This window comes from Pigmentiphaga sp. MLSB6-MA01, from assembly GCF_058793475.1.
The window spans coordinates 269,986-296,001 of the sequence record NZ_JBXAFV010000007.1 but is presented as its reverse complement, the minus strand read 5'-3'; the positions used below and the strand labels follow the sequence as shown (position 1 = coordinate 296,001).

24 protein-coding genes are annotated in these 26,016 nt (G+C 68.1%); 10 read left to right on the top strand and 14 right to left on the bottom strand.

Annotated features, from left to right (window positions below; translation table 11 throughout):
- Positions 1 to 58: 58 nt before the first annotated feature.
- A complete protein-coding gene (locus AC1Q6E_RS14175; RefSeq protein WP_152798846.1) occupies positions 59 to 850 on the bottom strand; it encodes a class II aldolase/adducin family protein in 792 nt (263 codons plus the stop codon).
- 146 nt (positions 851 to 996) lie between these two features.
- Between AC1Q6E_RS14175 and AC1Q6E_RS14170 the strand changes: the two genes are divergently transcribed.
- Positions 997 to 1,917 carry a LysR family transcriptional regulator gene (locus AC1Q6E_RS14170; RefSeq protein ID WP_152798844.1) on the top strand — a complete coding sequence of 307 codons (921 nt, stop codon included), beginning with the start codon at positions 997 to 999 and terminating at the stop codon, positions 1,915 to 1,917.
- Here the strand turns inward: AC1Q6E_RS14170 and AC1Q6E_RS14165 are convergent.
- Positions 1,914 to 2,792 carry a LysR substrate-binding domain-containing protein gene (locus AC1Q6E_RS14165; protein ID WP_152798842.1) on the bottom strand — a complete coding sequence of 293 codons (879 nt, stop codon included), beginning with the start codon at positions 2,790 to 2,792 and terminating at the stop codon, positions 1,914 to 1,916. The two genes, AC1Q6E_RS14170 and AC1Q6E_RS14165, sit on opposite strands and share 4 nt — an antisense overlap.
- Before the next feature lie 165 nt (positions 2,793 to 2,957).
- Between AC1Q6E_RS14165 and AC1Q6E_RS14160 the strand changes: the two genes are divergently transcribed.
- The 5 genes from AC1Q6E_RS14160 (at position 2,958) to AC1Q6E_RS14140 (ending at position 8,326) form a co-directional block, all read left to right on the top strand.
- Positions 2,958 to 4,535 carry a rhodanese-like domain-containing protein gene (locus tag AC1Q6E_RS14160; protein ID WP_296556302.1) on the top strand — a complete coding sequence of 526 codons (1,578 nt, stop codon included), beginning with the start codon at positions 2,958 to 2,960 and terminating at the stop codon, positions 4,533 to 4,535.
- A gap of 17 nt (positions 4,536 to 4,552) precedes the next feature.
- Entirely contained in the window at positions 4,553 to 5,557 is a 1,005-nt protein-coding gene (locus AC1Q6E_RS14155) for a Bug family tripartite tricarboxylate transporter substrate binding protein (protein ID WP_492572967.1), read from the top strand.
- A gap of 55 nt (positions 5,558 to 5,612) precedes the next feature.
- The gene (locus tag AC1Q6E_RS14150; RefSeq protein ID WP_152798836.1) at positions 5,613 to 6,071 is read left to right on the top strand and encodes a tripartite tricarboxylate transporter TctB family protein; all 459 of its coding nucleotides are present in this window, start codon (positions 5,613 to 5,615) and stop codon (positions 6,069 to 6,071) included.
- A 10-nt stretch (positions 6,072 to 6,081) separates the two neighbouring features.
- A complete protein-coding gene (locus AC1Q6E_RS14145; RefSeq protein WP_152798834.1) occupies positions 6,082 to 7,593 on the top strand; it encodes a tripartite tricarboxylate transporter permease in 1,512 nt (503 codons plus the stop codon).
- Between the two features lie 139 nt (positions 7,594 to 7,732).
- Positions 7,733 to 8,326: a DUF2889 domain-containing protein gene (locus tag AC1Q6E_RS14140; protein ID WP_296556298.1), complete on the top strand. Its 594-nt coding sequence runs from the start codon at positions 7,733 to 7,735 to the stop codon at positions 8,324 to 8,326.
- Here the strand turns inward: AC1Q6E_RS14140 and AC1Q6E_RS14135 are convergent.
- From AC1Q6E_RS14135 to AC1Q6E_RS14125, 3 genes are all read right to left on the bottom strand, one after another.
- Positions 8,316 to 11,093, bottom strand: a complete 2,778-nt coding sequence (locus AC1Q6E_RS14135; RefSeq protein ID WP_296556297.1) for a M16 family metallopeptidase — start codon at positions 11,091 to 11,093, stop codon at positions 8,316 to 8,318. The genes AC1Q6E_RS14140 and AC1Q6E_RS14135 overlap by 11 nt on opposite strands.
- 75 nt (positions 11,094 to 11,168) lie before the next feature.
- Positions 11,169 to 12,341, bottom strand: a complete 1,173-nt coding sequence (locus AC1Q6E_RS14130; RefSeq protein WP_492572966.1) for a vWA domain-containing protein — start codon at positions 12,339 to 12,341, stop codon at positions 11,169 to 11,171.
- A gap of 111 nt (positions 12,342 to 12,452) precedes the next feature.
- Positions 12,453 to 13,328, bottom strand: coding sequence for an AAA family ATPase (locus tag AC1Q6E_RS14125; protein ID WP_152798826.1), 876 nt, complete (start codon positions 13,326 to 13,328; stop codon positions 12,453 to 12,455).
- 289 nt (positions 13,329 to 13,617) lie between these two features.
- Here AC1Q6E_RS14125 and AC1Q6E_RS14120 point away from each other — a divergent pair, with 289 nt between their 5' ends.
- The 3 genes from AC1Q6E_RS14120 to AC1Q6E_RS14110 all read left to right on the top strand — a co-directional run bounded on the left by AC1Q6E_RS14120 (position 13,618) and on the right by AC1Q6E_RS14110 (position 15,716).
- A complete protein-coding gene (locus AC1Q6E_RS14120; protein WP_152798824.1) occupies positions 13,618 to 13,977 on the top strand; it encodes a c-type cytochrome in 360 nt (119 codons plus the stop codon).
- 11 nt (positions 13,978 to 13,988) lie between these two features.
- On the top strand, positions 13,989 to 14,357 hold the full coding sequence (locus AC1Q6E_RS14115; protein WP_152798822.1) for a c-type cytochrome: 369 nt from the start codon (positions 13,989 to 13,991) through the stop codon (positions 14,355 to 14,357).
- A gap of 195 nt (positions 14,358 to 14,552) precedes the next feature.
- Positions 14,553 to 15,716, top strand: a complete 1,164-nt coding sequence (locus AC1Q6E_RS14110; RefSeq protein WP_492572965.1) for a leucine-rich repeat domain-containing protein — start codon at positions 14,553 to 14,555, stop codon at positions 15,714 to 15,716.
- 7 nt (positions 15,717 to 15,723) lie between these two features.
- On the opposite strand, the gene AC1Q6E_RS14105 is transcribed toward AC1Q6E_RS14110, so the two are convergent.
- The gene (locus AC1Q6E_RS14105; RefSeq protein ID WP_152799117.1) at positions 15,724 to 16,140 is read right to left on the bottom strand and encodes a DUF1841 family protein; all 417 of its coding nucleotides are present in this window, start codon (positions 16,138 to 16,140) and stop codon (positions 15,724 to 15,726) included.
- A 138-nt stretch (positions 16,141 to 16,278) separates the two neighbouring features.
- Between AC1Q6E_RS14105 and icd the strand changes: the two genes are divergently transcribed.
- Positions 16,279 to 17,541, top strand: a complete 1,263-nt coding sequence (icd, locus tag AC1Q6E_RS14100; RefSeq protein WP_152798818.1) for an NADP-dependent isocitrate dehydrogenase — start codon at positions 16,279 to 16,281, stop codon at positions 17,539 to 17,541.
- A 16-nt stretch (positions 17,542 to 17,557) separates the two neighbouring features.
- Here icd and AC1Q6E_RS14095 read toward each other — a convergent pair whose 3' ends face one another.
- The 8 genes from AC1Q6E_RS14095 to cydD form a co-directional block, all read right to left on the bottom strand.
- Positions 17,558 to 18,694 carry a PepSY-associated TM helix domain-containing protein gene (locus tag AC1Q6E_RS14095; RefSeq protein ID WP_152798816.1) on the bottom strand — a complete coding sequence of 379 codons (1,137 nt, stop codon included), beginning with the start codon at positions 18,692 to 18,694 and terminating at the stop codon, positions 17,558 to 17,560.
- A 41-nt stretch (positions 18,695 to 18,735) separates the two neighbouring features.
- Positions 18,736 to 18,948 (bottom strand): hypothetical protein, encoded by a 213-nt coding sequence (locus AC1Q6E_RS14090; RefSeq protein WP_152798814.1) that lies wholly within the window; start codon positions 18,946 to 18,948, stop codon positions 18,736 to 18,738.
- A gap of 93 nt (positions 18,949 to 19,041) precedes the next feature.
- Complete coding sequence (locus AC1Q6E_RS14085; protein ID WP_152798812.1) at positions 19,042 to 19,647, bottom strand: SAM-dependent methyltransferase; 606 nt, start codon at positions 19,645 to 19,647, stop codon at positions 19,042 to 19,044.
- 93 nt (positions 19,648 to 19,740) lie between these two features.
- Entirely contained in the window at positions 19,741 to 19,833 is a 93-nt protein-coding gene (cydX, locus tag AC1Q6E_RS14080; RefSeq protein ID WP_152798809.1) for a cytochrome bd-I oxidase subunit CydX, read from the bottom strand.
- Positions 19,834 to 19,853: 20 nt separating this feature from the next.
- Entirely contained in the window at positions 19,854 to 21,008 is a 1,155-nt protein-coding gene (gene cydB, locus AC1Q6E_RS14075) for a cytochrome d ubiquinol oxidase subunit II (RefSeq protein ID WP_296556292.1), read from the bottom strand.
- A gap of 3 nt (positions 21,009 to 21,011) precedes the next feature.
- Complete coding sequence (locus tag AC1Q6E_RS14070; protein ID WP_152798805.1) at positions 21,012 to 22,601, bottom strand: cytochrome ubiquinol oxidase subunit I; 1,590 nt, start codon at positions 22,599 to 22,601, stop codon at positions 21,012 to 21,014.
- A gap of 16 nt (positions 22,602 to 22,617) precedes the next feature.
- The gene (locus AC1Q6E_RS14065; protein ID WP_492572963.1) at positions 22,618 to 24,303 is read right to left on the bottom strand and encodes an amino acid ABC transporter ATP-binding/permease protein; all 1,686 of its coding nucleotides are present in this window, start codon (positions 24,301 to 24,303) and stop codon (positions 22,618 to 22,620) included.
- Positions 24,300 to 25,967: a thiol reductant ABC exporter subunit CydD gene (gene cydD, locus AC1Q6E_RS14060; protein ID WP_492572974.1), complete on the bottom strand. Its 1,668-nt coding sequence runs from the start codon at positions 25,965 to 25,967 to the stop codon at positions 24,300 to 24,302. The genes AC1Q6E_RS14065 and cydD overlap by 4 nt, the downstream gene beginning before the upstream one ends.
- Between the last annotated feature and the right edge of the window lie 49 nt (positions 25,968 to 26,016).

The following is a 26,016-nucleotide window of genomic DNA, read 5'->3' as shown; positions in this document are numbered from 1 at the left end:
GCGCGCGGCGTTTGCCGCGCTGCGTTTTGTCATGGGGCCGGCTCGCGCCGGTGGCGGGTCAAGTGCGATAGGACGGATCCTTGCGGTCCAGCATGCGCAAAAGCGCGGGCCATTCGAGATTGCCCAGGGGGCTGACGGTTCCATCCGAGCGCACCGTGCCGGGGGGACGGAAGCCGGCCGAGGAAATCCTGTCGGCCAGGGCGGCCTCGGGAAGGGTCAGTTCCTGGCCGCTGGCCAGGGCATCGACCTGGGCCTGCATCGCCATTTCCAGATGCCACATCATCGCGAAGGCCTGGCCGATGCTTGCGCCGGCCACCAGCGTGCCGTGGTTGCGCAATATCATGACCGGCTTGTCGCCCAGGTCGGCGGTCAGGCGTTCGCGTTCGGATAGCTGGTTGGCCAGCCCCTCGCTGTCGTGGTAGGCGACCTTGCCGTGGAACAGCATGGCGTGCTGGGTCAGCGGCAGGAGCCCGCACTTCATCGCCGATACGGCCATGCCGGCCCGGGTATGGGCGTGGATGACGCAGCGCGCATCCGGGCGCGCGGCATGGACCGCGCTGTGGATGACGAACCCGGCACGATGGATGGGATGCCGCGTGGGTTCCACGACGTTGCCGTCGATGTCGATCTTGACGAGGTTGGAAGCGCGGACCTCATCGAACATCAGGCCGAAGGGGTTGAGCAGAAAGTGTTCCTCGGCACCCGGTACGCGCGCCGAGATATGCGTATAGATGAGATCGGTCCACCCGTAGTGGGCATGGAGCCGGTAACAGGCGGCCAGGTCCACGCGCATCTGCCATTCTTCGGTGCGCGGCCCGGGGCGGGAAGGGGTGGAAAGATCGGTCTGCATGAATTCCTGAACGTGTTCAATATGGAGAGGCACGGAGGCCGCGCTTGGGGTAGAGTATTTCCGCCTCGCCGCTCTGCGCACATTGAATCGCCTGGCCGTGCCAAAGCCAATCAAAACATTCTGTTCGAAACTTGAGAAAAATCTGAATGAGCATCGAGACCCAGTTGAGCCTGCGGCAACTGCGGGCTTTCGTCGCCGTCTACCGCCTGGGCAAGCTCGCGACCGCCGCAAGCCGCCTTTCCGTGACCGAGTCGGCCGTCAGTACCATGCTCAGGCAGATGGAATCCACGTTGAACCTGCGGTTGTTCGACCGCACCTCGCGCTCGCTGGTGCCGACCCAGGCCGCCCAGGAAATCATCGAGAGGGCCGAGCGCATACTGGGCGACGTGGCGTGGCTCGGTACGCGGATGGAGGACCTGGGCGACCGCCGCATCGGCCGCGTCCACGTCGCCGTCACCGCCACCGTGGGCAGCGTCCTGATGCCGGGCGTGGTGCGGCGGTTTCGTGACGCCTATCCCGGCGTGCAACTGGTGCTTGACGATTGTGCGCCGGATCAGTTCCTGGCCAGGGTATCGTCCGAGCCCGTGGATTTCGGCATCGGTACGCCGGAGCGCGAGGACGCCTTGTTGGTATCCCGGTTGCTGCTGCGCGATCATCTGTGCCTGGTATGCGCGACGGACCATCCGTTGGCGGGCCGCCGCCAGGTGCGTTGGCGTGAACTCGCCAAGGAGCCGGTCATCGCCGTGCGGCAGGGGCTGGCCTATGGCATGCGCGGCCGGATGGAGGCGGCCGCGGCCAGTGCCGGCATCGCGCTCAACGTCGTGCACGAGGTCAACTTCCTGTCCTCGGCATTCTGGATGGCGGCCAGCGGGCTGGGCGTTTCGATCTGGGCGTCGGCGCTGGCGGGGCGCATGCACTACGAGAATCTGACGCGCTGCCGGCTGGTCGGCCCGCGGGTGCCCATGGATTTTTCGCTGGTGCACAAACGGGGACGAAGCCTTTCGCCGGCCGCCGAAGCCTTCGTGGAAATCGCGCGTGGCGAACTCGCGGGCATGGACATTCTCTAGGCGCCGCTTCCGCCGCGCAGGTCCAGCGGCCGCAAGGTCGACTTCAACCCGTCGTAGACCTGGCGCAGCACCGGGTTCAGCGAATCCGGACGCATCCAGAGGTAGTAGCTCACGTCGGGCAGCCGGGGCAGGCCGTCTTTCTCGCTCAGTACCCGCATGTCGGGCCCGAGTAGTTCCACCGAGCGGGCGGTGATGCCCAGGCCCGCCCGTATCGCCGCCTTGATCCCTATCATGTGCGGCGCGAGGTAGGCCGTGCGCCACGACATCCGGGCCGTATCGAGCGCGGTGAGTGCGAGGCGCCGATACAGGCTGTGCTCGTCCGCGATGATCAGCGGCACCGGCTTGCCGGGTTCGAAGACGTAGTCCGCGGCGCATAGCCAGACCGTGGGCGAGGTGCGCAGCACCATGCCTTCCAGCGCGGGGTCCTCGCGCGTCGAGACCGTCAGGTCCAGTTCGCCCACCCGCAGCGACTCCATCAGGAACGGGCTGCGGCCCACGTGGATCTCCATTTGCAGCCTGGGGGAAAGGCGCGCGATGTTCGCCAGCAGTGGCGGCAGGATGCTGTCCGCCACGTCCTGCGGCGAGCCCACGCGCAGCGAACCTGTCAGTTCCCGGTCTTTCAGGGCCCGCCAGGCTTCGTCGTTGATGGCGATCATGTGCTTGGCGTAGTCCAGCAGCCTGCGCCCGTGCGCCGTGAGGCGCCGGTAGCGGCCCGCCTTCTCGAACAGCGGGACGCCCGCCTGGGCTTCCAGGCGCTGCATCTGCTGGGTCAGCGCCGCCTGCGTGCGGTGCGTCTTTTCGGCGGCCGCGACGTAGGTCTCGTGCTCCGCGATCGCCACCAGCGTGCGCAGCTGTGTCAGGTCGAAGTTCTTCATATAAGAGATGCTTATATTTTGAGGGTCGATTTCTAAATTGTGCTGGGAGGTTCTGCTAAATAGACTGTGGATCGGCCAATGAAATTATAAGTTTCAACGATAGTTTTATCGATGTCATCCCAGGCCGGACGCCGTAGCGGCCGGTCTTATCCACAGATATCTCCCATGAGCAAAACCATCACCGCAGGGCAAGCGAAACAATGGCTGGACGAAGGCGGCGAGATCGCCTTCCTGGACGTGCGAGAGCATGGGCAGTACGGCGAAGCGCATCCTTTCTACGTCGTGTCGGTCCCCTACAGCAGGCTGGAGCTGGACGCCGAGCGCCTGGTGCCGCGCAAGACCGTTCCCATCGTGCTGCTGGACGATGGCGATGGCGTGGCTGAACGCGCGGCGGCGAGGCTGGAGGCGCTGGGCTACCGCCACGCGCACGTGCTGCGGGGGGGCGCGGCCGCCTGGAAGGACGAGGGCTACGGGATGTTCCAGGGCGTGCACCTGCCGTCCAAGACCTTCGGCGAGCTGGTGGAGCATGCCTACCACACGCCTCGTCTCCAGGCGCCGGAACTGGCCGCCATGCAGGCGCGCGGGGAAGCGGTGGTGGTGCTGGACGGCCGTCCGCTGGACGAGTTCCGCAAGATGAACATTCCGGGCGCGGTCTGCTGCCCCAACGGTGAGCTGGCGCTGCGCATCCACGCGCTGGTGCCGGACGAGACCACGCCCGTCGTGGTCAATTGCGCCGGCCGTACCCGCAGCATCATCGGCGCGCAGACCCTGATCAACATGGGCATCCCGAATCCCGTCTACGCGCTGGAGAACGGCACGCAGGGCTGGTACCTGAACGACCTGGCGCTGGAGCATGGCAACGACAGGCGCTATCCGCAGGTGGCGGCGGCCGAGCCGGCATTGCAGGCGCGGCGGGACCAGGCGCGCGAACTGGCGGGCCGGCACGGTGTCGCCGACGTCGATGCCGCGACGCTGGCCGGGTGGATGCGCCAGGCGGACCGCAGCACGTTCCTGCTGGACGTGCGCACCGGCGAGGAGTTCGCCGCGGGCTCGCTGCCCGGGGCACAGCACGCGCCGGGTGGACAGCTCCTGCAGGGCACGGATCTGTACGTGGGGGTCAAGGGCGCCCGGCTGGTGGTGACGGACGACGACGGCATCCGCGCGCGGGTGGTGGCGAGCTGGCTGGCGCAGATGGGGCATGACGTCCATGTGCTGCCCGCGCAGGAATGGGCCGGCGCGCGCGCAGGACTGCCGCCGCCGGTGCCGGCCACCGCCGTGCCCGGCCTGCCGCTGGTCAGCCCCGAGGAGGTGGCCGGGCTGCTGGCCTCGGGCGACGTGCAGATCCTGGATGTCCGTCCCAGCATGGCCTACCGCCAGGCGCATATCGTGGGCGCGCGCTGGGTCATCCGTCCGCGCATGGCGGGCCAGGCGCAGGCGGGTGGGCTGGTGTTCGTGGCCGCCAGCGCCGAGCTGGCCGCGCTGGCCGCGGGCGAGCTGCCGGACGAGGTCCGCGCCGGCGCGCGTGCGTTGGTCGCGTCCGTTGCCCAGTGGCGGGCCGCGGGGCTGGACGTCGCGTCCACGCCGGACACGCCGCCCGACGCCGACTGCATCGATTTTCTTTTTTTCGTCCACGACCGGCACGACGGCAACAAGGAAGCCGCCCGGCGTTATCTCGCCTGGGAAACCGGCCTGATCGGACAACTCGACGCAAGAGAGCGGGGCGCATATCGCATCTCGCCATGAAACCTGAGGAGGAAAGCATGAAGATCAAGAATACGAAGCGGGGCGGCAAGGTGTCGACGTCCGCCCTGGTCCTGGCCGCCGCGGTGGCCGTGGCCTGGGCGGGACCGGGGCGGGCGGCCGATGCGGGCGCGTTTCCGGCCAAGACGGTCAGGATGGTGGTGCCGGTATCCGCCGGCGGCAGCACCGACAAGATCGCCCGCCTGCTGGCGGAGAAGCTGAATGCGAAGTGGGGACAGGCCGTGGTGGTGGAAAACGTCACCGGGGCCGGCGGATCGATCGGGGCCGCGCAGGTGGCCAAGGCCGCGCCGGACGGCTACACGCTGCTGCTGCACAGCGACGCGGTGGTGCTGAACACCGCGCTGCTCAAGAAGCCGCCCTACGCGCTCAAGGACTTCTCCGGCGTGGTGCGGGCCATCGCCAATCCGCAGATCCTGGTGGTCCGTCCCACCCTGGGCGTCAAGACCTTCCAGCAATACCTGGCACTGGCGAAGAAGTCCCCGGGGCAGGTGACGGTCGGCCTGCCGACCAGCGGCGGCATCGCCCATATCGCGCACGAGATGATCCAGGCGCAGACCGGCATCGACGTCAACTACATCCCGTATCCCGGCGGCGGTCCGGCCGCGGTCGATGTCATGGGCGGGCACATCGACGCCACCATGATCACCATGGCCGCCGTCACCGAGTTCATCAAGGCCGGACGCCTCGTGCCGCTGGCCGTCACGACGTCCTATCGCTCCTCCGCGCTGCCTGACGTGCCCACCGTGGCGGAATCCGGCGTGCCCGGCTTCGACGTCGAGTCCTGGCAGGGCATCCTGGCGCCGGCCAAGACGCCGCCGGCCGTGGTCGAGAAGATCAACCGCGACGTGATGGAGATCCTGCGCCAGCCCGACATCAAGGCGCAGGTCGAGAGCATGGGGTATGGCGTCGCGGGCGGCACGCCGGCCGAGTTCGACAAGTCGCTCCGCCAGGACCTGGAACGCTATTCCAAGGTCATCAAGGACGCGCGCATCACCTTGCAGTAACCGGGGCGCGGGCCATCGCGCCCGCGGCACCGACCGACAAGACCAAGAGGGGACCATGTATCCGCGTAGTGAAAAAAGGCTGGCCACGGGCCTGCTGTACCTATTGCTCGGGGCCGGCACGGCGCTGCTCGCCTCGGGCTATCCCATGGGCACGTCCGCGCGCATCGGGCCCGGCTATTTCCCGTTCTGGCTCGGACTCCTGCTCGCGGCGCTGGGCCTGTCCATCACCGTGCGGGCCTATGCGGCGGCAGCGCCGCGCGAAAAACTGGAGCGCTGGGATCTCCGGTCGCTGTCCTGGATGACCGGATCGGTGGTGCTGTTCGGCATCATGCTCAAGCCCCTGGGGCTGGTGCTGGCGATCGCCACGCTGGTCGTCGTCGCCAGCCGCGCCAGCCATGAATTCACCTGGCGCGGCGCGCTGGCCAACGCGGCCGTGATGGTGGTGCTGATCGTCGGCGCGTTCGTCTACGGGTTGGGCCTGCCGTTCAGCCTGTGGCCCGCCTTCCTGGATTGAGGAGCGTCGTATGGAATTGCTGGACCATCTGGCGCTGGGCTTCGCCACCGCGCTTTCATGGCAGAACCTCGCCTATGCCTTCACGGGCTGCCTGCTGGGCACCCTGATCGGCGTCCTGCCCGGCCTGGGGCCGGTGCCGACCATCGCGATGCTGCTGCCCATCACCTATGCGCTGCCGCCCACGTCGGCGCTCATCATGCTCGCCAGCATCTACTACGGCGCGCAGTACGGCGGGTCGACCACCGCGATCCTGGTGAAGCTGCCGGGCGAGTCGTCGTCGGCCGTCACGCTGATCGACGGCCATGCCATGGCCACGCAGGGCCGGGCGGGTCCGGCGCTCGCCACCGCCGCCATCGCGTCCTTCTTCGCCGGCTGTGTCGGCGTGCTGCTGCTGGCCGCGTTCGCCGCGCCGCTGGCCGAGATGGCGTTCAAGTTCGGGCCGGCGGAGTATTTTTCGCTCATGCTGCTGGGGCTGGTCGGCGCCGTGGCGCTGTCTTCCGAGTCGCTGGACGTGTCGTTGGGCATGATCGCCATCGGCATCATCCTCGGCCTGGTCGGGACCGACGTGAACAGCGGTACGGTGCGGCTGGCCTTCGAGATCCCGCAACTGATGGAAGGCATCGAGTTCACCTGCCTGGCCATGGGCCTGTTCGGCGTGGCCGAGATCGTGGCGAACCTGGAGATGCAGAAGACCACCGGGACGACGGCCGTGGCGCCCATCGCCAGCCTGATGCCCACCCGGGAGGATGTCCGGCGGATGGCGCCTTCCATCGTCCGGGGCACCGCGCTCGGGTCGGCGCTCGGCATCCTGCCGGGCGCGGGCGTGACCATCTCGGCCTTCTCGGCCTACACGCTGGAGAAGAAGCTGTCGGCCCGGTCGGCGGAAATGGGGCATGGCGCCATCGAAGGCGTTGCCGCGCCCGAGGCCGCCAACAACGCCGCCGCGCAGACCAACTTCATCCCGCTGCTGACCCTGGGGGTTCCCGGCAGTGCCGTCATGGCGCTGATGCTGGGCGCGATGACCATCCACAACATCCAGCCGGGGCCGCAGGTCATGACCAGCCACCCCGCGCTGTTCTGGGGCCTGATCGCCTCGATGTGGATAGGCAACCTGATCCTGGTGGTCCTGAACCTGCCGCTGATCGGGCTATGGGTGCGCCTGCTCAAGGTGCCGTACCGCCTGCTGTATCCGGCCATCCTGGTGTTCTGCTGCGTTGGCGTCTATTCGATCCAGAACTCGGTGGCGGACGTGTTCCTGATCGCCGGCTTCGGCGTGGCCGGCTACCTGTTCGGCAAGCTGTCGATATCGCCGGTGCCGCTGCTGCTGGGCTTCGTGCTGGGCCCCATGATGGAGACGAGCTTCCGGCGCACGCTCATGGTGGCGCGCGGCGATTTCTCGGTATTCGTGACGCGGCCCATCTCGCTGGGGCTGCTGATCGCCACGGCGTTGCTGATCGTGCTGGCGCTCGCGCCGGCCATCCGGCGCAAGCGGGCGTCGGTGCTGGCCGAGGCCGAGGGCTAGCGCCCTGGCTGGCCCGCCGGCCCGTTCGCGCGGGTCCGTGCCTCTACAATAGTCCGCACATGCGGGCGCCGCGGGCATGGGCTCGCGGCGCGCCGCCGCGTCGCCGACCGCTTCGACGCCAGCCAGGAAGCCTGCCATCATGCCCCTACCGGATCCCGCCGCCCGCCGCTCCGTCCACCACCGCGTCATCGACATGCAGACCTACGCCAGGGAAGACGGCCTTTACGACGTGGAGGCCAGGCTGGTCGACCGCAAGCCCTTTCCCTTCCAGCTCATGAGTTCGGACGACCCGCTGCCCGCGGGAGAAGCGCTCCACGACCTGTGGATACGCCTGACGGTGGACGACGCGTATGTGATCCGGGACATCGTGGCGGCGTCGGATGCGACGCCCTGGCCGCTCTGCAAGGAAGCGACGGACACATTGCGCGTGCTGGTCGGCGAGCGCATCGCCCGGGGCTGGACGGCCATGGTCAAGGACCGGTTGCGCGGCGCGGCCAGCTGTACCCACTTGATGGAAATGCTGGTGCCGATGGCGACCACGGCCTTGCAGGGCATACGTGGGCTGCAGCGCGACACGCCCCTGTTGATGGGCGAGGAGCGGGCGCGGGAGAAGATCGATTCCTGTTTCGCCTATGGTCGCGATCGGGAAGTGGTGAAGATGCTGTGGCCGCGGCATGCGGCCGGGAGGCCCGACGGCGACGGGCCTCCCGAGGGTACGCGGACTACGGCTTGAAGGTGCCTGCCACCGCGGTGCTGAAGTCCTCGGGCTTGAAGTACTTGCGCAGCGCCGCGTTGACCTGCTGGGCGGTCAGCGCCTTCAGCTTGCGGTCGGATTCCGCCGCGAAGGCGAAGGTGCGGTCCAGGTCCAGGTAGTCCGACCAGGCTCCCACCAGCCGCCGGTCCTGCGCGCGGGCCAGGTGGCGCAGGTTCATCAGCGAATCGATGCCGTCCTTGACCTCCGCCGCGGTGAAGCCTTCGCGCAGCACGCGCTCGGACTCCTCCTTGATGGCCGTCTCCAGCCGTGCCCGGTTGCTGGGCGCGTAGATGGCGTACATCGTCCACTGGCCCGAGGGCTCGTAGGACGAGGCCGACAGCTGGCTGCGCACGTTGTACGACAGGCCTTCGCGTTCGCGCACCCGCATCCACAGCCGCGAGGTTTCGGAGCTGCCCAGCAGGTAGTTCGCCAACATGGCGGCGGGGTAGTCCGGATCGGTGTCCTGCAGCTTGATCGGCAGGGTCGACAGGTAGAAGGCGTTGGCCTTGTCGGGCAGCGAGACGTCGAAGCGCTTGGCGGGCACCGCATGGTACGGATCGTTCACGCGGGTATAGGCCGGCGCCTGCTTCCATCCTTGCAGGCCCTTGGTCAGGGACTGCTCGACAGCGGCCGGGTCGAAGTCGCCCACGGCGGCCAGCCGCACGCGGCCCGCGCCGTAGAAGCGGTCATGGAACTGCACCAGCGCGTCGCGCGTCAGCGCCTTGTAGGCGGCTTCCTGTTCGTCGAAGCTGGGGGTGTAGCGCAGGTCGTCGGCCGGCCACGGGTTGTCGTACCGCGCCAGGGTCTGCTGCGCGACAGCGGTGGGTTCCTGGCGGGCGCTTTCCACCGAAGCCAGGCCGCGGCGGCGGTATTCGTCCAACTGGTCCTCGGGGAAGCTGGCATTGCGCAGCACGTCCAGCGCCAGCTCCAGCGTGGCGGGCAGGTTGTCGCGGGTGGTCGAGATGTCGACCACCGCGCTGGTGCCGCCCCCGGCGAAACCGACGTTCGCCCGCAGCGCGTCGAAGCGGTCCTCGATCTGCTGGCGCGTCATCGTGGCCGTGCCGTTGTCGAGCAGGGCACCCACGGCGCGGGAGATGTCGCGCTGGCCGCGCAGCGTATCGGCATCGCCGAACTGCACCACCAGCCGGGCGTTGACCAGGTGGCCGCGCGTCGACTTGGGCAGCAGCGCCAGCTTGACCGGCCCGTTGGGCAGGTCCAGCGTCTTGCGCTGGGTGCGGGCGTCGATGTTGGCCGGCGTGGCGTCGAAGGCCTCGGCCTGCACGAAGTCGGTGTCGCCCTTGTAGCCCTTCAGTTCGGCCTGCAGGTCCAGGGGCTGCGGCGCGGGGGCCCGCTGGGGACCGTCGGTCGGGATGTAGGTGCCGAGGGTGCGGTTCGATTGCAGCAGGTAGCTTTCCGCCACGCGCTGCACGTCGGCCAGCTTCAGGTCGCGGACGCGGTCGCGGGTCGCGAAGAACAGGCGCCAGTCGCCCTGGGCGATGCTTTCGGACAGCGACACGCCCACTTTCTGCGGGTCGCTGTAGGCCATGTCCCAGTCCTTGAGCCAGCGGGTGCGCGCGCGTTCCAGCTCTTCGCTGGTGACCGGCTGCGCCTTGATGGACTCGATGGTCTCCAGCATCTTGTCGCGCGCGGCGTCCAGGCTGGCGCCGGGCTGCAACTGCGCGCCCAGCATGACCATGCCGGGGTCGTACATGCCGAAGGTGAAGCCGAAGGTCGAGGCGGCCAGCTTGGTTTCCACCAGCGCCTTGTACAGCCGGCCCGAGGGCGCGTCGCCCAGGATGCCGGCCAGCATTTCCATGGCGGCGGAATCGGCCGCGCCGCCCTGCGGCGTGTGGTACATGGCCGCGACCATGGGCGAGCCGCCGGAGCGGCGCAGCGTGACGCTGCGTTCGCCGTCCTGGACCGGTTCCTCGGTGTACAGGCGCGGCAGGGTGCGCTTGGGCCTGGGGATCTTGCCGAAGGTGCGGGCGATGACCGCCAGCGTCTTGGCCTCGTCGAACTGGCCCGAGACGATCAGCACGGCGTTGTCCGGCTGGTAGTAGGTGCGGTAGAAGGCCTGCAGGCGGCCGATGTCGACGTTCTCGACGTCCGAGCGCGCGCCTATCGTGGTCTTGCCGTAGTTGTGCCACTGGTAGGCCGTGGCCATCATCTTGCTCATCAGCACGCGGAACGGGTTGTTCTCGCCGCTTTCCATCTCGTTGCGCACCACGGTCATTTCCGAGTCCAGGTCCTTGCGCGCGATCAGCGAGTTGACCATGGCGTCGGCCTGCCAGCCCAGGTACCAGTCCAGGTTGGCCTCGTTGGCGGCGAAGCTGGCGAAATAGTTCGTGCGGTCGGTCCAGGTGCTGCCGTTGGCCTGCAGGCCGCGGCGCGAGAACTCGGCCAGCGCGTTGCGCATCGTCGGGGTGCCCTTGAACAACATGTGCTCAAGCAGGTGCGCCATGCCGGTCTCGCCGTAGTTCTCCTGGCGCGAGCCCACGAGATAGGTCATGTTGACCGTGGTGGTCGGCTTGGACTGGTCGGGCGCCAGCAGGATGCGCAGGCCGTTGTTCAGCCGGTATTCGTTGATGCCTTCGACCGAGGTGACCTTCTGCACCCCGGCGGGCACGGTGGCCTGCGCCGGCGCCGCCTGGGCGGCCGGCGGCAGCAGGGTGGCCAGGGACAGGGCCACGCAGGCGAAGGCCCGGCCCAGGAGGCCGGAGCGGTTGGCGGTGAGCGATGATGGCATGGGCGGACTCGAACCGTTCAGGAAGTGGATTGGAGTAACGGGCCGCGACAACGTTCCCGCCGCGAGGCCCGGGTGTTACTTGGACAGCAGCCGCATGGCCTGTTCCAGGCCGTTCAGCGTGACCGGATACATGCGGCCCTGCATCAGTTTCCGGATGATGTCGGTGGATTGGCGGTAGGGCCACAGGCCCTCCGGTTCGGGATTGAGCCAGGCGAAACGGGGATAGGCCGCGGCCATGCGCTGCAGCCAGACCGCGCCGGCCTCGGTGTTGTGGTATTCCACCGAGCCGCCCGGCTGCAGGATCTCGTAGGGGCTCATGGTGGCGTCGCCGACGAAGATCAGGCGCCAGTCCGGGTTGTACTTGCGCAGCACGTCCCAGGTGTGGGCGCGTTCGGCGTGGCGGCGGCGGTTGCTTTGCCAGACCCAGTCGTACAGGCAGTTGTGGAAATAATAGACTTCCAGGTGCTTGAACTCGCTGCGCGCCGCCGAGAACAGTTCCTCGATCCGCTGGACGTGGCTGTCCATCGTGCCGCCCACGTCCAGCATCATCAGCACCTTCACCGTGTTGTGCCGCTCGGGCACCATGCGGATGTCCAGGTGACCGGCGTTGCGCGCGGTGCTGCGTATGGTGTCGTCCAGGTCCAGCTCCAGGTCGGCGCCTTCGCGGGCGAAGCGGCGGAGTCGCCGCAGGGCCACCTTGATGTTGCGCGTGCCCAGTTCCACCCGGTCGTCGTAGTCGCGGAAGCTGCGCATGTCCCAGGCCTTGACCGCGCTGTGGTTGCCGGCGCTGTCCTGGCCGATGCGGATGCCCTCGGGGTGATAGCCGCCGCTGCCGAAGGGCGAGGTGCCGCCGGTGCCTATCCACTTGCTGCCGCCCTCGTGGCGTTCCTTCTGTTCCTCCAGCCGCTGGCGGAACAGCTCCATCAGCTTGTCCCAGCCCAGTTTCTCGATCGCGGCCTTGTCCTCGGGCGACAACTCGCGCATGAAGCGCCGCACCAGCCATTCGGCCGGGATCTCCTTGCCCGGCGGGAAGGCCGCCTCGACGCCCCTGTAGTAGCTGGCGAAGGCCTGGTCGTAGCGGTCGAACTGGCTCTCGTCCTTGACCAGCGTCATCCGGGCCAGCAGGTAGAACTCGTCCACCGAGGGCGCGATCACCCGGCGCGACAGCGCCTCCAGCAGCGTCAGGTACTCGTTGATCGAGACCGGCAACTGGTGCTTGCGCAGGTGATAGAAGAAATCAATGAGCATGAGGCCCCCCCCTACGCACTTCGCGCGCCCCCCAGGGGGCGGCGCTGGCGGACCGGCGAAGCCGGATCCGCGGCACCCTGAGTCGGACGTGCCTGCCGAGGGGGCGCGGATTCATGCTCGCCTGCCGCTTCTAGCCATGAGGACCAGGCGTTCGAACAGGTGGACGTCTTGTTCGTTTTTCAGCAGCGCGCCGTGCAGCGGGGGCACGGCGGCTTCGCGGTCGGTGCTTTTCAGGGCTTCCGGGGGGATGTCTTCGGCCAGCAGGACCTTGAGCCAGTCCAGCAACTCGGACGTGGACGGTTTCTTCTTCAGGCCGGGGGTCTCGCGCAGCTGGAAGAAGCTGTCCAGCGCCGCCGACAGCAGTTCCTGCTTCAGGCCGGGGTAGTGGACCCCGACGATGCGCTCCATGGTTTCCTTCTCGGGAAACCGGATGTAGTGGAAGAAGCAGCGCCGCAGGAAGGCGTCGGGCAGGTCCTTCTCGTTGTTGGAGGTGATGATGACCAGCGGCCGGTGCACGGCGCGCACCGTTTCCCGCGTCTCGTACACGTGGAATTCCATGCGGTCCAGCTCGCGCAGCAGGTCGTTGGGGAACTCGATGTCGGCCTTGTCGATCTCGTCGATCAGCAGCACCACCGGCTCGGGCGCGGTGAAGGCCTGCCACAGCACCCCGCGCACGATGTAGTTCGTGATGTCGCGTACCTTTTCGTCGCCCAGTTGCGAATCGCGCAGGCGCGAAACCGCATCGTACTCGTACAGCCCCTGATGAGCCTTGGTGGTGGACTTGATGTGCCATTGCAGCAGCGGCCGTCCCAGCGCCCGGGCCACTTCCTCGGCCAGCATGGTCTTGCCGGTGCCCGGCTCGCCCTTGATCAGGAGGGGGCGCTCCAGCGTGAGCGCGGCATTGACGGCAAGCGTCAGGTCGTCGGTGGCGACGTAGGTGTCGGTGCCCTGGAAGCGGGCGGTGGACGGCGAGACGGACTGGGGCATGGTCGGGCTGGCGATAGGGCGCCGCGAGGGCGAAGCACCCAGTATAAGAAAAGTCCGGACGGGCAGGGGACGCCGGCGCCCGTCCCCGCGAGCGGACGGCGGGGGTTGGCGGTTCCTGATGTATCATTAGGGGTTAAATAAAGACGGAAACCGGACCTGAGTACAACAATACGGTTTCTGGATGGAATAAAACGGAGACGCTTCGTTGGCCTGTGGGGGCCGGGCGTTGCCGCTCAGTCGTTTCGCTGCCCGGCATCGGGATTTCTCTTGATTCTGATAGAGCGTTCTAATGAAGTTGAGCATAACGAAGCGGGCGCTGCCCGCCCTGGCCGCCCTGGCCGCCTGTGCGGTCGTCGGCTCGGCCGCGGCCCAATCCGCTCCGCCGGCCACCATCACGGGCAGCGCCGACGCCGCTCGTGACAAGAATTCCATGTGCATCGGCTGCCATGGCATTCCAGGCTACAAGGCCAGCTTTCCCGAGGTCTATCAAGTCCCGATGATTGCTGGGCAGAACGCCAAGTACATCGAAGCGGCGCTGAAGGAATACGCCAGCGGCGCACGGACGCATCCTTCCATGGTTGGCATTGCCAAAAGCCTGTCCGAACAGGACATCGCCGATCTGGCCGCCTATTATTCCAGCCTGAAGTGAGCCGCCCGACCATGAAGACCACCCTGCGCCTTTCCTTCCTCGTCGGCAGCGCCCTGCTATCGCTGTCGGCCGCCCAGGCCGCCGGCGACATCGCCGCCGGCAAGGCGGTGTTCGACCGCATCAACTGCGCCTCGTGCCACGGGGCCGATGCCAAGACCTCGATCGATCCCAGCTATCCCCAGTTGGCGGGCCAGCATCCCGACTACCTCGCGCATGCGCTCAAGGCCTACCGCCGCGGCCAGTCGAACGCCGCGCCGTCGGCCAACATCCGCAAGAACCCCATCATGGGCGCGTTCGCCGTCCAGCTGTCCGACAAGGACATCCAGGACGTGGCGGCCTACCTGTCCAGCCTGCCGGGCAACCTGGCGGTAAGGAAATAACAGGGTTCCCTCCGCGCGCCAGCGCGTGGAGGGAACCCCAGGGAACTGCCGGGCAGGGGCTGGCGACATACGGTCATGAGAAAACAGAGAAGCACCGGGCGTCAGCGTTGAAGCGCCAAGATCGCTGATCGGTGCGTATCTGGCCACGAGGCATTCGTACTCGAATGCCTACCTTGACCAATCGACCCCCCTATCATGCCTACCTCCATTTCCACGTTGCCGGCGGAGATCATCGGCTTCATTCATCAGCAGTTGATGGACGGGGCCGCGCGTTCCGCGCCGCAAGAAACGCCACCGGCTCGGCATTGGGCCGCCGGTCAACGGCAGGCGGATCCCATACGGCAAGCGGCAATCGCCCGGGCAAATTTTGCCGCGACCAGCAAACACCTTCGCGAGATCGACAAGGCCAATCTGGCGCTCCCCGAAAACAGTGCCGTGGGGGCCTACGTGACGAGATCAACCATCGCGTCTCTGGCGAAAGGTCCCGATGATCAGTTCAACAAGGGCGTATCGGCATTGCTTTGCAACAATCCTCATATCGATGTGGATTTTTCGGGGTTGTGGGCGGAACAAAGCGCGGCCGTGCTGGATGTTCTGGATCGCGGAGAAACGGGTCCGCTGCGTGAAGTGAGGTTCCGTGCAAACCTGGCTCCGGGGACGGAAGCATTGATGCGCCGTATCGACCGGACGATTACCCGTCTGCGCGATGACAGCCCGGATGGCAAGGATGCGGCATTCGCATTCGATGGCGTTGGCGCCGACGCGAGGTATGCCGTGACGCCGGATTTCCGGCCCTGGACAAACCTGACATCGGTCTTGCTTGTCAGGTGCGAGGGGCTGACCGCCGCGCTGGATTTTTCGTCCAATCCGCGGCTGGTCGAGGTCAGGGCGATCCAGTGCCGAGGGCTGTCGACCGCGCCGGATTTTTCGTCGAATCCCGAGTTGAGGAAGGTCGTGCTTGGTGCCTGTCCGGACTTGACGGTCGCGCCGGATTTTTCGTCGAATCCAAAACTGATGGTGGTCAACCTCAGCGGGTGCATCGATCTGACGCTCCCGCCGGATTTCTCATCGAATCCGGAGCTGAGGGAAGTCGTGTTGACGGGATGCGTAGGGTTGACGGTCGCGCCGGATTTCTCGTCGAATCCTGAGCTGAGGAAGGTCGGTTTCAATGGGTGCGTCGGCCTGACCGTCATGCCCGATTTTTCATCGAATCCGAAACTGCAGAGCGTGGATTTTCTCGGCTGCGTGGGGCTGTTGATCCAGCCGGGCGCCGCTTCGAACCCGTACCTCGCCGAGCCTTTTCGTCACATGCAAAGACAACTGGCGAGCAGGCGGTTTCTGCGGCCGTCGGCCGGCTGATGCGTGCTTACCGTTGCTTGATCAGGTCGATATAGGCGTCGGTGTCCAGCGGCGTACCCAGGCGCTGCGATTCCCAAACCACCCGGCCCAGGCATTCCATGATTTCGTGGGCGGCATCGTGCGCGCCCTTGCGTTGGGCCAGTCGCTGGTAGGCGTCGCGGATGCCGGGGGGGTGGTCGATCGACAACTGTTCGGCGATCGCCAGGTGCATGGACAGGTGCAGGAAAGGGTTGGTGCGGCCGGCCTCGACGCCATAGTCGGCCTGGGCGGCCTCGGGGTTCTCGAGGTCGCCGTGGTATTCGGGGTGTTCCAGGATCCAGTCCAGCGCGGTCGCTTCCAGCGGCGTCAGGACTTCGCCGGCGCGATGCTTGCGCCAGGTCTCGGTGAAGAACTGGCGGACCTGGTCTCGGGTAGGGTTGAACATCATCCGGACATTGTACCCGCCGGGCCCGCGGCGGGTGGCGCCCGGCCGCATGGCATTGGCCCGCCGAATACGGGATAATTCCAGCCATGTGCCAGGGCCGCGACGCGGCTTGCTTCAACGATCGTTTGGAAACGCCGCATGTCTTCCTACAAGCATATCCAGGTGCCCGCCCAGGGCAGCCGCATCACCGTCAACGCGGATTTCTCCCTCAACGTGCCGGACCAGCCCATCGTCGCCTATATCGAAGGCGACGGCACCGGGCGCGACATCACGCCGGTGGCGATCAAGGTGATCGACGCGGCGGTGGCGAGGGCCTATGGCGATGCCCGCCGCATCCACTGGATGGAAATCTACGCGGGCCGCAAGGCGACCACGCTGTACGGCGAGGGCGGCTGGCTGCCCGATGAAACCGTGGCCGCGCTGCGCGAGTTCGTCGTGGCCATCAAGGGACCGCTGGGCACGCCGCCGGGAGGCGGCTACCGTTCGCTGAACGTGATGATGCGGCAGGCGCTGGACCTGTACGTCTGCCTGCGGCCCATCCAGTACCTGCGCGGCGTGCCGTCGCCGTTGAAGCAGCCCGAGAAGACCAACATGGTCATCTTCCGCGAGAACTCCGAGGACATCTACGCGGGGATCGAATACGCCGCGGGCTCGCCCGAGGCCGTGGAGTTGATCGCCGTGCTGGAGGAAAAGCTGGGGGCCAAGCACCTGCGCTTCCCGGCCACCTCCGGCATCGGTATCAAGCCGGTATCGCGCGAGGGGACGGAGCGCCTGGTGCGCCGGGCCATCCAGTACGCCATCGACCACGACCGCCGCTCGGTCACGCTGGTGCACAAGGGCAACATCATGAAGTACACCGAAGGCGCGTTCCGCGACTGGGGGTACGAGACCGCCCGCCGGGAGTTCGCCGCCGAGACCATCGACGCCGGGCCTTTCTGCCGCATCCGCAACCCGCGCACCGGCCGGGATATCCTCGTCAAGGATTGCCTGGTCGACGCCTTCTCGCAGACCATGCTGCTGCGCCCGGTCGAGTTCGACGTGATCGCCACGCCCAACCTGAACGGCGATTACCTTTCGTCGGCGCTGGCCGCGCAGGTCGGTGGCGCCGGCATTGCTCCGGGCGCGAACATGAGCGATTCGGTGGCCGTGTTCGAGGCCACCCACGGCACTTCCGCCAAGTATGCCGGCAAGGACTACGTCAATCCCGGCTCCGAGATCCTGTCGGGCCGCATGATGCTGCAGCACATGGGCTGGCACGAGGCGGCAGACCTGATCCTGCCGGCGATGGAGCGCACCATCCTGTCCAAGCGCGTGACCTACGATTTCGCACGGCAGATGGAGGGCGCGACCCAGGTGTCGTGCTCGGGGTTCGGCGAATCCGTCATCGCCAACATGGCCTGAGCGAAAGGGAACCGCCCTAGGCGGCCCGTCGCGTGCCGCCGGCCCTGGCGGCGGCAGGTTGCCGCCGTTTCAGCCACAGGTACAGTCCGCTGCCCAGCACGATGATGGTGGCGATGTCCAGCAGCGCCCACAGGATCTTCATCGGCATGCCGCCGTAGTCGCCGAAATGCAGCGGCTGGGACACCAGCAGCGCCGTCAGGTACCAGGGTAGCCTGGGCGCGGCGGTGACTTCGGCGGTCCGGGCGTCGATCAGCACCGGTTGCAGCAGCTTGGACGTGAGCGGTTCGTTGCCGGCCAGGAAGAAGGTATTGTGGTGCGGACTGGAGAAAGCCGTGCCGGGGAACGCGATGAAAGACAGCCGCGTATCGGGCGCGGCGGCCATGGCCGCTTCCATCGAGCGCTGCAGCGACGCCCGCTGGGCGGGGGGCGTGACCGGCTGGCCCTGGTAGGGCGCGAGCAGCGCGCTGAGCTGGTCGTACTGCCAATACTTGATCATGAGGTCGGCCCAGGTGTTGATCATGCCGGTGCCGCCCACGACGAAGGCCCATACCAGCGTGACCACCCCCAGCAGGTTGTGCAGGTCCAGCCATTTGACGCGCGGCGTCCGGTGCCGCCGCACGTCGCCGAATTCCAGTTTTTTCATGAAAGGGCCGTACAGGACCGCGCCGGTGACGATGGCCACCAGCAGCAGCAGTCCCATGAATCCCAGGAACAGTTTGCCCGCCAGTCCCGCGAACAAGTCCACGTGCAGCTTGAGCATGACGTACATGAAGCCTTCGTCGAAACGCGGTTCGGCCAGTACCTCGCCGGTGCGGGCGTCGACCGCCACCGAACGGAAGTCGTCGGTGGGCGCGGGCGTGGGGGTGAGCGTGACGAACCAGATGCGGTCGTCTTCCTCGTCCTGCGAAGCGAACTGGATGACGCGGCCGGGGTGGCGCGCCTGCGCGGCTTCCAGCACCCGGTCCAGGCTGACGCGCGCCCGGTCGTCCGCCCGCTGGGGCGCTTCGACTTCGGTGCCCAGCAGGTGGCCCAATTCGTGATGGAAGATCAAGGGCAGGCCGGTCAGGCACAGCAGCAGCATGAACAGCGTGCAGATCAGACTGCTCCATTTGTGCAGCCAGGACCAGGTCTTCAAGGCGCGCGCGGAGGGCATGGGTCGGGGTTCCTGTAGTGGCGGGAAGAGCGCGCCGCCGGTCAGGCGCGCCTGCGGGTCGAGGCGTGGAAGCGTGGGCGGTCGGGCTGGCGGCGCAGTCCGAACCACAGCATGGTGGCGACCGGGATGCCCAGCCCCGCCCAGGACCAGGCGTCGCCCCAGCTATCGGAAACCAGGGCGGTGACGAGTCCCGTCGCGGTCAGCACGCCCAGCGCGAGCGGCCATCCCCAGACGCGCAGCGTGGGCGTCGACATGGATGTTCCTGATTAATTAAGGAAAAGGCGAATAATAACTATTATTATTCAATATAGAAATCCCGGATACGCCCAGGCAGCGCGCGAAAAAAGTCAGGCGCCGGGTTTGCGGCCCACGTAGCGGGTGACGAAGGCCGGTCCGCGGTGCCCGTCTCCTTCGTCCAGTTCCACCTCGCCTTCCCAGCCTTGCACTTCTTCGAGCAGGCCAGCGAAGTCGGCGCGTATCGTGGCCAGGCCGCTCAGCATGTCGGCGTCGCGGGGGCCGCCGCTCTGGTAGGCGAGTTGGCGGGGATGGAAGGATTCCAGGAGCAGCCAGCCACCGGGGGCCAGCGCGCCCGCCAGGCGCCGGTGGGCCTCGGCCCGGAAAGCGCCGGGCAGGTGGACGTAGATCAGGACGACCGCGGCACAGGTCGCCGGCGGCGGCGTCCAGGCCGCCAGGTCCGCATTCAGCGTCGTGATGGTGACGCCGCGATCCGACGCCAGGGCCAGCGCCTTGTCCAGTCCGACCTGCGAGTTGTCGACCGCCAGCACCTGATGCCCGCGCTCGGCCAGCCACACACTGTTGCGGCCCTCGCCGTCGCCCGGCAGCAGCACCCGGCTACCCGTGGGCAGCCGGTGTTCCTGTTCGGCCAGGAAGCGGTTGGGCGCCGTTCCGTACTTGTAGCCAGGTTCGGAGAAGCGTTCATCCCAAGTCTTCATACCGCGGATATTCCTTACGATGGGCAAGGCGGATCCGGCTTTGCCGGCCCGCCGTGCCGCCCCCTGGGGGGCGCGCGAAGCGCGTACGGGGGATCATTCCCCTTCTCTGAGTTCATACCACATGGCGTTCAGGACGGCGAAAGTCGCCGCCAGGCCCAACCCCAATATCCACGAAAAATACCACATGCTCGTTTCTCCCTGATGTGTCAGTAGGCGTGGTTGCCAGGGTCTTTCACGGCAGCTTCGTCGACCTTGCCCCACAGGACCCGGTAGACCCAGGACGTGTAGGCGACGATGAGCGGGACGAAGATGGCCGCCGCGACCAGCATGATGAACAGCGTCAGATGGCTGGACGAGGCATCCCAGACCGTGAGGCTGGCCCGCGGGTCGGCGGACGAAGGCAGCAGGAACGGGAAGATGGAGACGCCCACGGTCAGGATGATGCCCAGGATGGACAGCGAACTGGCCAGCAGCGCGCCGACCTCGCTGCGCAGCCGGAGCAGCAGCAGGGCCAGCGCGGAGCCCGCCAGGCCGGCGGCCGGCGCGAGCATCAGCCACGGATGGGCCGCGTAATTGTCGAACCAGGCGCCCGTGGCGACCTCGGCCGTCTTGCGCAGCGGATTGGACGGGCCGAGCGGGTCGATGGCGCTCGTGATGCGATACCCGTCCACCCATGCCCATAGCGCGACGCCGCCCAGCGCGAACAGCACCAGCGTCAGGAACGCCGCCGCGCTGCCGTAGCCGCGGGCGCGTTCGGCGACCTCGCCGCGTGTCTTCAGGACCAGCCAGCACGCGCCCTGCGTCGCCAGCATCGCGACCGATACCAGGCCGCACAGCAGGGCGAAGGGAGACAGCAGTCCGAAGAAACTGCCGTCGTAGAAAATGCGCAGGTCGCCGTCGAGCCGGAACGGTACGCCCAGCAGTACGTTGCCCACCGCCACGCCCAGGATCAGCGAAGGCACCAGGCCGCCGACGAACAGCGCCCAGTCCCAGGTCGTGCGCCAGCGCGTGCTGTCGCGCTTGCTGCGGTACTTGAAGCCCACCGGCCGCAGGATCAACGCGAACAGGATGGCGAACATCGCGAGGTAGAAGCTCGAGAAGGACACCGCGTACAGCGGCGGCCAGGCGGCGAAGATCGCGCCGCCGCCGAGGATCAGCCAGACCTGGTTGCCTTCCCACACGGGTCCGATGGTGTTGATGACCACGCGCCGTTCGAGGTCGGTGCGGCCGACGAAGGGCAGCAGCATGCCCGTGCCCAGGTCGAAACCGTCGGTCAGCGCGAACGCGATCAGCAGGACGCCCAGCAGGGCCCACCAGATCAGGCGCAGCACGTCGTAGTCGATGAGTGTGTGCAGAATCATGGCTTACTCCTGGGCGGTCAGGCGTTGGGACAGGTGCGGGGCCACGAGCCGGACTTCCGGATCGGGATCGGGTTCCACGCCTTTGCGGATGGCGCGCAGCATCAGGCCCATCTCGACGATGAACAACACGGTGTAGAGCGCGGTGAAACCCAGGATCGTCAGCAGCACCGTTCCCGCGCCCAGGTCGGAGACGGCCGCGGCGGTCGGCAGCACGCCTTCGATGACCCACGGCTGGCGTCCGAATTCGGCCACGATCCAGCCCATTTCCGCGGCGATCCAGGGCAGCGGGATCGAGTACACCGCGACCTTCAGCAACCAGCGATGCGCATCGAGCCGGCGGCGGGCCGACAGGATGAAGAAGGTCGCCATCAGCAGGATGAAGAAGAAGCCCAGTCCGACCATGATGCGGAACGACCAGAACAGCGGCAGGACCGTGGGCACGGTGTCCCAGGCCGCCTGGTCGATCTGCTGCGGCGTGGCCTGGCGCGGGTCGTCCAGGTAGCGCTTGAGCAGCAGGGCGTAGCCGAGATCGGGGCCGTGTTGCTCGAAGGCGTCGCGGTCGGCCGGCGCGATGGCGGCGGAGCTGCCCGCCGCGCGGATGCGCTGCAAGGCGTCGAAGGCCAGGATGCCGCTGCCGATGCGTTCCCGCGCGTGTTCGACCAGCGTGGTGATGCCGGGGATCTCGGTGGTGAGCGAACGCGTGCCGATCAGGCCCATGACGGCGGGTATCCGGATGGCGTAGTGGGTCTCGCGGGCCTTCTGGTCGGGAATGCCGACGATGGTGAAGGGTGCGGGAGCGGGTTCGGTTTCCCACATGCCCTCGATGGCGGCCAGCTTCATCTTCTGGTGTTCGGTCGACAGGTAGCCGCTTTCGTCGCCCAGTACCACCACCGACAGCGCCGAGGCCAGGCCGAACGACGCGGCCACCGTCATCGACCGCTTGGCCACGTCGATGTGCCGGCCCTTCAGCAGATACCAGGCCGACACGCCCAGCACGAACACCGACGCGGTCACGTAGCCCGCCGATACCGTGTGCACGAACTTGGCCTGCGCCACCGGGTTCGTCAGCACGGCGAAGAAGTCGGTGACCTCCATGCGCATGGTCTGGGGGTTGAAGGCGGACCCCACGGGATTCTGCATCCACCCGTTGGCGATCAGGATCCACAGCGCCGAGAAATTCGAGCCCAGCGCCACGCACCAGGTCGCCACCAGGTGTCCGACGCGCGACAGCTTGTTCCAGCCGAAGAAGAACAGGCCGACGAAGGTCGCCTCCAGGAAGAAGGCCATCAGGCCTTCCAGGGCCAGCGGCGCGCCGAAGATGTCGCCGACGTAGTGGCTGTAGTAGCTCCAGTTCATGCCGAACTGGAACTCCATCACCAGGCCGGTGGCTACGCCCAGCACGAAGTTGATGCCGAACAGCGTGCCCCAGAACTTGGTCATCTGGCGCCAGATCTTGCGCCCGGTCATGACGTAGACCGTCTCCATGATGGCGATGACGACCGACAGGCCCAGTGTGAGCGGGACGAAAAGGAAGTGGTAGAGCGCCGTCAATGCGAACTGCAGGCGCGAGAGTGAAACGATGTCGAGGTCCATGGTGCCAGCTTCCTCCTCAGTCCGGGCGCAGGGTGTGAAGTCGATGATCGAAGGCGGGGGTGCCGCGGCGCAGGTCGGCGGCCATCGTGCCGGCGTCCAGCACGATGATGCGGTCGGCCAGCGCGGCCTCCCGCCGGATATGGGTGGCGATGAGCAGGGTCCGGCCGTGTGCCTGTCCGGCCAGCCGGGCGACCACGTCGCGCGCGGTTGCCGCGTCCAGTCCTTCCGTGGGTTCGTCCAGCAGCCACAACTGCGTGGGCCGCAGGAACAGGCGCGCCAGGGCGAGCCGGCGCGCCTGGCCCGCGGACAGCCCCAGGCCGCCTTCGCCCAGGCGCGTGTCCAGGCCCGCGGGCAGGGCCGCGACGGTCTGGTCCAGGCCCGCGGCCCGCAGGGCCGACCACAATGCGTCGTCGTCGGCGTCGGGCCTGGCCAGGCGCAGGTTGTCGCGCAGGCTGTCCTGGAACAACTCGGTGCGTTGCGTCAGCAGACAGGAGGCAGGCGCCCGGACCTGTCCGGTGGACGGCACCCGTTCGCCCGCCACCAGCGCCAGCAGGGTCGACTTGCCGGCGCCGCTGGGGCCGACCACCGCGACCCGCTCGCCGGGCCGGATGTCGAGCGTGATGTCTTGCAGGGCCTGGCCGGCGGACAAGGCCGGCTGGCCCGGGTGGCGCAGGCCGGCGCGGTCGAGCAGGACGTCGCCGGATGCGGCGCGGCCCGCGGGCGCGGCCGGCTTGTCCAGGCGGGGCGCCAGGCGGCGGATGGCCAGCATCGTGCGCCCCAGCTCCAGGGCGCCGCGGCGCAGCGGGGTCAGCGGTTCGGCGCTGGCCAGCACCAGCAGCAGGGCCAGTGCCGCCACGGGCGCGCCGATGGCCGAACCGGCAACCAGGAGGGCACAGGCCGCCAGGGTGGCGGCCATGGCCAGCGTGCCTGTCAGGGCCTGCAGCCAGCCGCCTAGTGTGTCGGCGCGATTGATGGCGTCGTCGGCGGCGGCCAGGCGGCGCTCGGTCCGCGCCAGTGTCTCGCATTGCGCCGCCAGCCGGCCGGCCATGGCGAGCTCGACCTGGCCGGAGACGAGATCGATGGCCTGCGCGCGCAGCGATTCGATCGCATGCGCGCGGCGGTATGCGGCGCGGCGGCTGCGGCGCGCGGTCCAGGCCAAAATACAGGTGCCCGTGGCCAGCAGCCAGCCGGCCACCCCGAGACCCAGCGGCAGGCTGACCATGCCGAGCGTGATGGCTACCAGCGCGATGGCGGCACAGGCGGCGCCAGCGGGCACCAGCAGGCGCAGGTACAGCGCGTCCAGCGCGTCGGCATCGGCCGTCAGGCGGAACAACAGCCGGGCGGGCCGTGCGAGCAGCCTGCGCGCGGCCTCGGGGCCGGCCCATCCGGCGAACAGCCGGGGCCGCAGCGCGGCGATGACCGCGAGTACCGCGTCGTGGGTGACGACCCGCTCGCCGTAGCGGGACGCGGTGCGGATCAGCGCCAGCAGCCGTATGCCGGCGCCGGGGGTGAAGACGTCGAAGGCCAGGGCGGTGCCGGTGGCCAGTCCGGCCAGTGCCGTCGCCGTGATGAACCATCCGGACAGGCCCAGCAGTCCCATGCCGGCGAAGACCGTCAGCGCGGCCAGCGCGATGCCGCTCCACAACAGGCGCCGGCGGCCGGCGAAGAACAGCCGCAGCACGGCGTGGAGGGATGCGTTCATGAGGCAGCCCTCAGGGCGCCTGCCATGGCCCTGTCGGCGTCGGCCCGTGCCGGGCGAGGCGCGGCAAGATCGATCACCCGGTCCATGCGCGAAGCCAGTTCCGGGTCGTGCGTGGCGACGATCAGCGTCCTGCCCGCGGACTGGGCCAGCAGCCGCCGGGTCAGTTCCCGGGCCGTGGCGGTGTCGAGATGCGCGGTGGGTTCGTCGGCCAGCCACAGGTCGCTGCCGGGGGCGGCTACCGCCCGGGCCATGGCCAGGCGCAGGCACTCGCCGCCCGACAGGCCGGTGCCGGATTCCCCCAGCGGGCGTCCCGCTTCCCGCCCCGCGAGCTGTTCCAGGGTCGCGGCCCGCAAGGCGCGGCCGACGGCGGGGGCGTCCACCTGCGGGCGGCCCAGGGCGACGTTGGCGGCCAGCGTGCCGGCGAAGACATGCGGCTTCTGCCCGATCCAGGCCATGCGTGCCCGCAGGCGCGGCGCGCTGCGGTCGTCCAGCGCCACGCCGTCGATGACGACCGAACCGGCCTGGGCGGGCACGAGGCCCGCCATGAGCGCCAGCAGTGTCGATTTGCCCGCGCCGCTCGGTCCTACGATGGCCACGCGCTCGCCGGGGGCCACGCGCAGATCCAGGCCATCGATGATCGACAGGGCGGAATCGGCGTGGGTGAAGCGCAGCTGGACGAGTTCGACGGCGGGCGGCGCGCGGTGCGCGGGGCTGGGCTCGGACGGGGGGAGGGCCGCGGCCCCGCCCACCAGCTTGGAGGGGGCGGCGGACAGCGCGCGCAGTGCCTCCAGCGCGGCGCGGCCCGCGGCCCGGTCATGCCAGGCGGCGGAAAGTTCGCGCAGCGGCTCGAAGAAGCTCGGGGCCAGCAGCAGCACGAAGAGCCCCTGGCCGAGCGTGAGCGGGCTGCCCCACGTACCGAAGGGCACGGCGCCCAGCAGATGGAATCCTACATAGACCGCGACCATGGCGACCCCGATGGAGGAAAACAATTCCAGCACCGCCGAGGACAGGAAGGCGATGCGCAGTACCGCCATGGTACGCGTACGCAGCGTTTGTGCAACGGATCCGAGCCGCTCGGTGGTGGCATCGACGGCATCCAGCGCCCGCAGCGTGGCCAGTCCGCGCAGCCGATCGAGCAGGAAGGCGTTCAAGGTGCCCATTTCCGCCAGGTGGGCCTCGCTGGCACGCTGCGCGCGCCAGCCCACCAGGGCCATGAAGATCGGGATCAGCGGGGCCGAGACCAGCAGGACCAGCGCCGCGATCCACGAGAGCGGCGCGACGGCCGCCAGGATGGCCGCGGGGACGACCAGCACCTTCAGCTGGATGGCGGGATAGCGGGCCAGGTAGGGCAGCGCGGCATCGGCCTGTTCGGCCAGGACGCTGGCGGCGTGCCCGGCGGCGGAGCGCAGCTTGTCCAGCGGCGAGCCGCCGGCCAGCGCGGCGACCGACGCGGCGCGCAGCGCCGACAGCCGCCGTCGCGCCACCTGGAAGCTCAGGCGGGTGCCCCACGCGTCGCAGGCGGCGCGCACGGCCCCGGCCAGCAGGAATCCGGCGGCGGCGAGCAGGCCGGCCGCCACCTCGCCGGGGTCCGCCGCCATGCGCTGTACCGCCGCGGCCAGGATGCCGGCCTGGACCATCCAGCACAGCGAACCGGCCAGTTGCAGCCAGTCGCCGGGGGAGGGGCGGAGCGCGTCGCCGGAGCGCGAGGACGTG

Excerpts from the sequence above, each read along its gene's own strand:
- AC1Q6E_RS14115 (WP_152798822.1), top strand. The coding sequence starts at position 13,989 with ATGAAGACCACCCTGCGCCTTTCCTTCCTCGTCGGCAGCGCCCTGCTA.
- AC1Q6E_RS14175 (WP_152798846.1), bottom strand. The coding sequence starts at position 850 with ATGCAGACCGATCTTTCCACCCCTTCCCGCCCCGGGCCGCGCACCGAA.
- AC1Q6E_RS14165 (WP_152798842.1), bottom strand. The coding sequence starts at position 2,792 with ATGAAGAACTTCGACCTGACACAGCTGCGCACGCTGGTGGCGATCGCG.
- cydB (WP_296556292.1), bottom strand. The coding sequence starts at position 21,008 with ATGATTCTGCACACACTCATCGACTACGACGTGCTGCGCCTGATCTGG.
- icd (WP_152798818.1), top strand. The coding sequence starts at position 16,279 with ATGTCTTCCTACAAGCATATCCAGGTGCCCGCCCAGGGCAGCCGCATC.
- AC1Q6E_RS14145 (WP_152798834.1), top strand. The coding sequence starts at position 6,082 with ATGGAATTGCTGGACCATCTGGCGCTGGGCTTCGCCACCGCGCTTTCA.
- AC1Q6E_RS14105 (WP_152799117.1), bottom strand. The coding sequence starts at position 16,140 with ATGTTCAACCCTACCCGAGACCAGGTCCGCCAGTTCTTCACCGAGACC.
- cydX (WP_152798809.1), bottom strand. The coding sequence starts at position 19,833 with ATGTGGTATTTTTCGTGGATATTGGGGTTGGGCCTGGCGGCGACTTTC.
- AC1Q6E_RS14085 (WP_152798812.1), bottom strand. The coding sequence starts at position 19,647 with ATGAAGACTTGGGATGAACGCTTCTCCGAACCTGGCTACAAGTACGGA.
- AC1Q6E_RS14130 (WP_492572966.1), bottom strand. The coding sequence starts at position 12,341 with ATGCTCATTGATTTCTTCTATCACCTGCGCAAGCACCAGTTGCCGGTC.
- AC1Q6E_RS14170 (WP_152798844.1), top strand. The coding sequence starts at position 997 with ATGAGCATCGAGACCCAGTTGAGCCTGCGGCAACTGCGGGCTTTCGTC.
- AC1Q6E_RS14110 (WP_492572965.1), top strand. The coding sequence starts at position 14,553 with ATGCCTACCTCCATTTCCACGTTGCCGGCGGAGATCATCGGCTTCATT.
- AC1Q6E_RS14120 (WP_152798824.1), top strand. The coding sequence starts at position 13,618 with ATGAAGTTGAGCATAACGAAGCGGGCGCTGCCCGCCCTGGCCGCCCTG.
- AC1Q6E_RS14090 (WP_152798814.1), bottom strand. The coding sequence starts at position 18,948 with ATGTCGACGCCCACGCTGCGCGTCTGGGGATGGCCGCTCGCGCTGGGC.
- AC1Q6E_RS14150 (WP_152798836.1), top strand. The coding sequence starts at position 5,613 with ATGTATCCGCGTAGTGAAAAAAGGCTGGCCACGGGCCTGCTGTACCTA.
- AC1Q6E_RS14065 (WP_492572963.1), bottom strand. The coding sequence starts at position 24,303 with ATGAACGCATCCCTCCACGCCGTGCTGCGGCTGTTCTTCGCCGGCCGC.
- AC1Q6E_RS14070 (WP_152798805.1), bottom strand. The coding sequence starts at position 22,601 with ATGGACCTCGACATCGTTTCACTCTCGCGCCTGCAGTTCGCATTGACG.
- AC1Q6E_RS14095 (WP_152798816.1), bottom strand. The coding sequence starts at position 18,694 with ATGCCCTCCGCGCGCGCCTTGAAGACCTGGTCCTGGCTGCACAAATGG.
- AC1Q6E_RS14160 (WP_296556302.1), top strand. The coding sequence starts at position 2,958 with ATGAGCAAAACCATCACCGCAGGGCAAGCGAAACAATGGCTGGACGAA.
- AC1Q6E_RS14135 (WP_296556297.1), bottom strand. The coding sequence starts at position 11,093 with ATGCCATCATCGCTCACCGCCAACCGCTCCGGCCTCCTGGGCCGGGCC.
- AC1Q6E_RS14140 (WP_296556298.1), top strand. The coding sequence starts at position 7,733 with ATGCCCCTACCGGATCCCGCCGCCCGCCGCTCCGTCCACCACCGCGTC.
- AC1Q6E_RS14155 (WP_492572967.1), top strand. The coding sequence starts at position 4,553 with ATGAAGATCAAGAATACGAAGCGGGGCGGCAAGGTGTCGACGTCCGCC.
- AC1Q6E_RS14125 (WP_152798826.1), bottom strand. The coding sequence starts at position 13,328 with ATGCCCCAGTCCGTCTCGCCGTCCACCGCCCGCTTCCAGGGCACCGAC.